We start from the raw sequence: 6,379 nt of genomic DNA, 5'->3' as shown, positions 1-6,379 counted from the left end.
CCTGTTCATCGTCGGCGGCGTCACCGGCGTTTTCCTGGCCGTGATCCCCGTCGACGTCATCTATCACGGGACCTACTACGTCGTCGGTCACTTCCACCTCATCCTCATGGGGATCATCCCACTGATGATGTTCGCCGCCAGCTACTACTGGTTCCCCGTGCTCACCGGCCGGATGTACGACCGTCGGCTCGCGATCTTTCAGTCGTCGCTGCTAGTCGTCGGCTCCGCGCTCACGTTCACGACGCTGATGGCGCTCGGCTTTCTCGAGCTTCCACGTCGGTACGCGACGTACCCGCCGGCGTACTCGGGGCTGCAGGTCGTCGCGACTGTCGGGTCGTTCATCATCGGGCTCAGCGTCCTCATGTGGCTGTATAACCTGCTCTGGTCGTCCGTTCGTGGGACGCCGATCGAGACCGCCGACCCCTGGGAGCTCAAGGCGACCGAACAGTTCACGCCGGAGTGGCAGTGGTTCGAGGACCGTCTCGAGCGCGAGCGTGGCGTGCCGCCGAGCGAGCCCGAGGACATCCGTCCGTCGTACGTGCCCGCACAGGGTGAGCGGCCGCTGTCGATCTACGGCCGGATCAAGCCGGTGGCCCGGACCGTCGCGAACGACGCCGGTATCGGTGCGGTCGGCGGGTTCGTCGGGACGATGTTGATGACGGGCGTTCTGCTTCTGGCAGTGGTACTCGGCGTGTTCGACCTCGAGTCGTTCGCGACCCTCGCGACGTTCGTCGGGTTGCCGGCGAACCTCGGGCTCGGATACGCGCTCTTCGTCGCCGGTGGAACGACGGTCTGGCCGCTCCTGTTCCTGTCGCTGGGCGAGTACCTGCCCGGGACGCTCACGCTCGTAACGGGGCTGTGGTATGCGACGGTCATCGCCTCGGGGTTCGCACTCGCATTCTACACCGGGCAGCCCGGCCTGCAGTTGGTCGCGTACCTGCTGTTCGTCCTGCTCGGTCACTGGAGCTACGGACTCGGGCTCGCCGGCACGATCGCAACTCTCGGCGGTCGGCAACGTCGCCCGTCGGCCGGGGAGGGCGAGTAGCGATGAGCGCCGGCGACGACAGGTCATCCGACCCGACCGAGCCGCCCGCGACCGACGAGGCGGGNTGGAGCTACGGACTCGGGCTCGCCGGCACGATCGCAACTCTCGGCGGTCGGCAACGTCGCCCGTCGGCCGGGGAGGGCGAGTAGCGATGAGCGCCGGCGACGACAGGTCATCCGACCCGACCGAGCCGCCCGCGACCGACGAGGCGGGACCGATCGAGCCGACGGCGTCGTCCGAGTCGCTGGTGTTGACTTACGCCGCGCCTTTTCTGGGTGTCCTCCTGATCGCCGCCGGCATTCCGCTGTCGATCGCGGGGGGCTACGTCGTGATTCAGGACGGGATCGGGCTCTGTGGGGACCCGAGTATCACGGTCGACCCGATCGCCGAGGGTGAGACCCCACCGGAGACCGTCGAGACGCTGCCAGCCACGTCACTTTCGGCGGCCGAGCGAGCGGCCCTCGAGGAGGCGATCGACAGCCCGCTCCGGGAGGCGACAGTCGACGGCGAGATGAGAAACAGGGGGACGCTACTCGAGGGAGCAGTCGTCGAGTACGACGGGGACCGCTACTACGTCCGGATCGCGTCCCAGAACTCCTGTCTCGATGTTGCACCGTTGCTGTTCCCGATCGGTGCGATCGCGATCCTTATCGGGGGGATCGGCGTCTTGACACCCCCGATATACCGGAAAATGGCGGGCTTCGAGGAGCGGATGCAACGCGATCGAACGGACTGAACGGCCGCTCGCAGGCGGCGCGACCGCGGCTGGCGACGACACGATGCGACGGTGTCGCGCTTACTCGTTCGAGTCCGCGGCGTCGGCCGACTGGGTGTCCCTGTTCGGATCGTTGTTCGTCATGGGAGCAGGATCGGGGGCGACGACGTTGCCGTCACCCGGCTGCTCGGCGGCGTAGGAGAACTGGCCGTTGCCGTCCGGTGTCTCTCCCTGGGTCCACGGGTACTCGGGGTTCGGTTGTGCTTCGCGCCTCGTCGAGATGAACGTGTAGTTGACGTCCTGGTTCTCCTGGTCTTGCGGGAAGCTCGCGGGCACTGGGACCGGGTCGTCGAGCGTCTCCAGGACCTGGAGCCACTGGTTTTGGTGCATCGTGTCTCGAGCGATGAGATAGGAGAGCATGTCCTTCATGCCGGGGTCGTCGGTGTACTCCCAGAGCCGCGTCGCGAGGGTGCGGCCGGTCGCCTCGGCCATCACGTTCGCGTAGAGGTCGCCGGCGAGGTTGCCCGACGCGGCGATGTAGCCGCCGGTGAACGGGACGCCGTTACTGTCGACCGGCATCGCCGACTGGCCGGCCGAAAGGAACTGCCGCGGGTTCTGTCCGGTCATCGACGCCGCGGCCGCCGGTTCCCGAGCGTCGGCGTCCATTTCCGTGGACGACCCGCGCAGGTTCTTCGTGACCGCGGTCGCGAGCATCTCGATGTGGCCGAGTTCCTCGGCTGCGGTCTCCATCAGCAGGGTCCGATACTCCTCGTACTCCTCGGGCAGCGCCCAGGCCTGGAACATGTACTGCATGGCGACGCGCATCTCGCCTTCCTGGCCGCCGATCGCTTGCTGGAGGAGTTTCGCGAAGTGCGGGTCGGGTTGGTCGACGGTGACCTCGTATTGGAGTTCCGGTTTTTGGAAGAACATCCACTGGGCCCTGCCCACAGCCAGTCGGATAAACCACTGGGACGATCGCCAGTGACCGTTCCCCGTCCTGTCTGATGACGTGATGTCAGATACTGGGCCAGCCGACTACGGCGTCGTTCGTTCCGGACAGCCCCGTCACCGTCCTCGAGTCGATGCCCGACTGGCTACCGGAGCGGTTCGAGGACACCCATCGAACGACCGTGATCGCCGACGATCACGTGCCGTCGTACCGTGCGTTCCTCTTCACCGAGTCCGATGCGATGTCACCTTCGAGTCGGACCGATCGCTCGAGTTCGGGGCCGTTCGGTGGACGTCCGAATCCGCCGGGCAACAGTTTGTTACCGTCGCCCTCGAGTGGCCACGGACGCGCGGAGAGTCGAACCGCTCTCACCGTGCGGAGTGCGGACTGGCGGCTACCGATCGGACCGGGGTTTTTCGTCGGTGGCTGTGGTATGGCCCAGCCCGAGAGGTGAGCCTAGTGGGAACGAACGACGGGAAACAGCGAGCGGCGGCCGAGTGCGACGGGTGCGGGACGATCGGTATCGTTCAGATCTGGCCCGACGGACGTCTCCAGCCCCTCGGGCAGTCGGATTTCTGTGACTGCGACGCATCGACGCTGAGAGTCCTCGAGACGGAGCTCGACCACGACGAGATACCGTGAGTTCGGTTTTCCGGCGGCGGTCCAATCGGCGGCGGTCCGCCTACACCGACGCGCCGACGTAAAGAACGACGACGAGGAAGAGCCAGACGGCGTCGACGAAGTGCCAGTACAGGGACACGGTCGTGATCGACGTATCGCGATCCCGACCGTAGTGACCGCGGACCGCTCGCCACCAGAGCACGGCGATGCCACCAATGCCCAGCGCGACGTGGAGCCCGTGCAGTCCGGTCAGTCCGAAGAAGGCGGTCCCGAAGAACCCGCTCGTGAGGGTGAACCCCTCGTGAGCGACGAACTCGTAGTACTCGTAGGCCTGCCCGGTGAGGAATAGCAGGCCGAGCGCGAGCGTCGCTCCGAGCAGCCCGAGAAATCGCCGTCGGTTCTCGTGCTCGAGCGCCCTGTGGGCGTAGTGGAAGGTGACGCTGCTGGCGACCAGGAGGCCGGTGTTGACGATCACGAGCGAACCGAGCAGCGGCGGGAGTTCCGCAGGCGGCCAGGCCCCGATTCTGACGACGAAGTAGTAAATAAACAGCGCGCCGAACGTCGAGACGTCAGTCGTGAGGAAGAGCAGCGTCGTCGAGACGTACGACGCCCGTGACTTTCGCGGTCTGCGTTCGTCGCGGGCGGGTGCCAGAAACGCCTGGTCGACCCAGCCCGCGATGCCGGCTAGCAGAACGATCGTTCCGGTGACGGCGAGGCCGACGCCGAACAGCGGCTGGACGAGACCGGTTTCGTCCCCGAAAATGGAGACCGCGACCCCGCCGTAGAGGCCGGCCGCTCCCGCGGCGGCGACGAGCGGCCAGCGACTGCGGTGATCGTGTTCGTCGTGATCGCCGCGATCGCGGTGGTCGCCGTACTCCTCGGGGGCCTGCCCCTCGGGAACGCGGTGGCCGGACCCGTCGGCTCGAGGAGGATGCTCGTCGAGCGGCTCGGAACGTCCACCGGAGTCCATAGGGCCGCCTTCCACGCCGGGCCGGAAAAAGGACCGCTACGTACGGGAGGTGCCGTCATCACGCGACAACGAGTCGCGATCGAAACGCGCTCGCCTGTCCCGCGAGCATGCGAGAGCGCGAATGGCCGGCGGGCCGACGAGCCGGTCGGCTCAGTAGAAGTAGTCGTCCGCCGAGAGCTGTACGTAGTCGCCGTCGCGATAGGTGTACTTCCGGCGCTTGTACGCCGCCATGATCTTCGCCGCGCCGAGGCCGGCGGAGTACGTTTTGTTCACGAGACCGTCGCTCGAGCCGGTGCCCTGCATGTCGTTGATCGTGTCGAACACCCGGTCCCAGTCGTCGGGTCCGTAGTCGGCGACGATATCGGCGAAGGCGACGTTGCGCAGGATTTCGTCGCCGATCGCGCGTTTCCAGACATCGTTGTAGTTCGCGATGGAGTCCGTCGCGGCGAGCCGTCCGGCGATCTTGCCGGTGCGGACGGCGACGTGATAGCCCCCCTCGTGGAAGGCGGAAGTGGTACCCATCGCGCCGCCGGCGACGGCGATGTTCGCGCCGACGGGCGACTCGATCGGTCGCGTCGAGGAGATCGGATAGGTTTCGGTCCCCTTCGACTTGCCGCGGTCCTCGACGCGGGGGATGTCCTCCTCGATGTCGTACTCGTCGCCGAACTCCTGCTCCAGGAGGCGGCTGATGTACTCCGCGCCCGAGGGAATCCCCTCGTCGTCGGGCCGCAGGAGCTTGTAGGAACCGGGATCGTCGACGTCGTCGAGGTCCATGCCGATGGGCATCGTCAGCCCGACGCGGGCGACGGTGCCGTCGTTCGGGAAAATCCACGGGTAGGCGGTCTCGCCGGGCATGTGTCCCCACCAGAACAGCAGTCGATCCTCGAACTCCTCGAACAGTTCGGGCGGGAACTCCCGGTACTCCTGGTAGGCGATGTGGTTGGCCTCCGGCGGCGAGAGGTGATCGGAGACGCTCCGGCCGGGGGCCGTGAACTGGTCGAGCGCGTCGAGCGTGATCCGTCGCTGGGGGCCGTCCGCGAGGACGACGTACTGGGCTTCGAGTTGCTCCCCGTTCGAGAGCGTCAGCGTGTGGATCGGCCCCTTGGGACTCGCGGCCCGCAGGTCCGTCTCGAGGTCCGAGACGCCGGTCCCGACGCGCAGGTCCGCGCCGGCGTCGGCGGCGCGGTCGTAGAGCCAATCGTCCATGCGCGCGCGGTGGAAGGTATATCCGAAGTTCGGATAGCTGGCCGCCATCCCGGTCGACGTCAGTTCGACGTCGCTGTTCGGGCCGACGAACTCGGTCGCCTCGAGTTCCCGGTGGATGACCTCGTCGGGGATGTCCCGGTAGTCAAAGCCCATGATGTCGATCCAGTAATCGAGCATGCCGGCGGCGTCGGTCGAATCCGGCCCCGGTCCCTCGCGGTCCTCCCGCGGGACCCCCTGCTCGAAGAGGACCGTCTTTGCGCCGTGAGCGGCGGCCCGTTCGGCCGCTGACGCACCAGCGGGGCCTCCGCCGACGATCGCGACGTCTACGCGTTCCATACGCCGTTTGGACTCATTGGGTCATTATAAAAACTGCGAGGTGTATTTTCGACGCTCGGCGTCGCCCACCGTCTCCGTCCGGATCGGTAACTGCGGTGGAGCGGTCCGCGCTGTGTCGCGGTGCGCGAGGTCTGACCGAAACGGACTGCGGCCTCCCGAGACGGCCCGGGCGACGGCCGATTACAGCGGTGCGCCGACCAGCACGAGTTTCGCGCGTTCGTCGCTCCGGTTGTGGATCTGCCTGGTTTCCGCCGCGTCGAGTCGGATCGCCTCGTCCGCCTCGAGCGTTACGGTTTCGTCGGCGTCGCCCAGTTCGATGTCGATCGTCCCCGCGACGACGTAGTAGACCTCCTCTTGGCCGGAGTCGGTCTCGTCGTGTTCCATGCCCTTCCCGTCCGGCTCGAGTTCGAGGACCGAAATGCCCAGTTCCTCGGTGTCGAGATCGTCCTTGAGAAACCACATGCCGCCCCACTCCTCGTCGATGACTGATTCCGGATCGGTCTTGGCGACGGTATCGTAGCCCATGATCGATACTTC

6 protein-coding genes and 1 pseudogene (1 of these 7 only partly in view) are annotated in these 6,379 nt (G+C 66.6%); 3 read left to right on the top strand and 4 right to left on the bottom strand.

What is annotated here, in order from left to right; all coding sequences use genetic code 11:
• Both C487_RS03515 and C487_RS03510 read left to right on the top strand, forming a co-directional pair.
• Positions 1–1,045: pseudogene (locus tag C487_RS03515) on the top strand (DUF6789 family protein) (its annotated part extends 469 nt beyond the left edge of the window); the annotation flags it as partial.
• 151 nt (positions 1,046–1,196) lie between these two features.
• A complete protein-coding gene (locus C487_RS03510) occupies positions 1,197–1,781 on the top strand; it encodes a hypothetical protein (RefSeq protein WP_006184293.1) in 585 nt (194 codons plus the stop codon).
• Positions 1,782–1,841: 60 nt separating this feature from the next.
• Here the strand turns inward: C487_RS03510 and C487_RS03505 are convergent, their stop codons facing one another.
• Positions 1,842–2,690 (bottom strand): manganese catalase family protein, encoded by an 849-nt coding sequence (locus C487_RS03505; RefSeq protein ID WP_006184292.1) that lies wholly within the window; start codon positions 2,688–2,690, stop codon positions 1,842–1,844.
• A gap of 478 nt (positions 2,691–3,168) precedes the next feature.
• On the opposite strand from C487_RS03505, the gene C487_RS03495 reads away from it, so the two are divergent.
• Complete coding sequence (locus C487_RS03495) at positions 3,169–3,351, top strand: hypothetical protein (protein WP_006184290.1); 183 nt, start codon at positions 3,169–3,171, stop codon at positions 3,349–3,351.
• A gap of 40 nt (positions 3,352–3,391) precedes the next feature.
• Here C487_RS03495 and C487_RS03490 read toward each other — a convergent pair whose 3' ends face one another.
• From C487_RS03490 to C487_RS03480, 3 genes are all read right to left on the bottom strand, one after another.
• Complete coding sequence (locus C487_RS03490; RefSeq protein ID WP_006184289.1) at positions 3,392–4,300, bottom strand: cytochrome c oxidase subunit 3; 909 nt, start codon at positions 4,298–4,300, stop codon at positions 3,392–3,394.
• 150 nt (positions 4,301–4,450) lie between these two features.
• Complete coding sequence (locus C487_RS03485; RefSeq protein ID WP_006184288.1) at positions 4,451–5,842, bottom strand: NAD(P)/FAD-dependent oxidoreductase; 1,392 nt, start codon at positions 5,840–5,842, stop codon at positions 4,451–4,453.
• 180 nt (positions 5,843–6,022) lie between these two features.
• A complete protein-coding gene (locus C487_RS03480; RefSeq protein WP_006184287.1) occupies positions 6,023–6,367 on the bottom strand; it encodes a cupin domain-containing protein in 345 nt (114 codons plus the stop codon).
• Positions 6,368–6,379: the final 12 nt, after the last annotated feature.

The organism is Natrinema pallidum DSM 3751 (assembly GCF_000337615.1).
Lineage (GTDB): Archaea > Halobacteriota > Halobacteria > Halobacteriales > Natrialbaceae > Natrinema > Natrinema pallidum.
This window is presented reverse-complemented; position numbering and strand designations above follow the sequence as displayed.

What these genes read in the sequence shown, in the direction of transcription:
- C487_RS03505 (WP_006184292.1), bottom strand. Translation starts at nt 2,690, where the DNA reads ATGTTCTTCCAAAAACCGGAACTCCAATACGAGGTCACCGTCGACCAA.
- C487_RS03480 (WP_006184287.1), bottom strand. Translation starts at nt 6,367, where the DNA reads ATGGGCTACGATACCGTCGCCAAGACCGATCCGGAATCAGTCATCGAC.
- C487_RS03510 (WP_006184293.1), top strand. Translation starts at nt 1,197, where the DNA reads ATGAGCGCCGGCGACGACAGGTCATCCGACCCGACCGAGCCGCCCGCG.
- C487_RS03485 (WP_006184288.1), bottom strand. Translation starts at nt 5,842, where the DNA reads ATGGAACGCGTAGACGTCGCGATCGTCGGCGGAGGCCCCGCTGGTGCG.
- C487_RS03490 (WP_006184289.1), bottom strand. Translation starts at nt 4,300, where the DNA reads ATGGACTCCGGTGGACGTTCCGAGCCGCTCGACGAGCATCCTCCTCGA.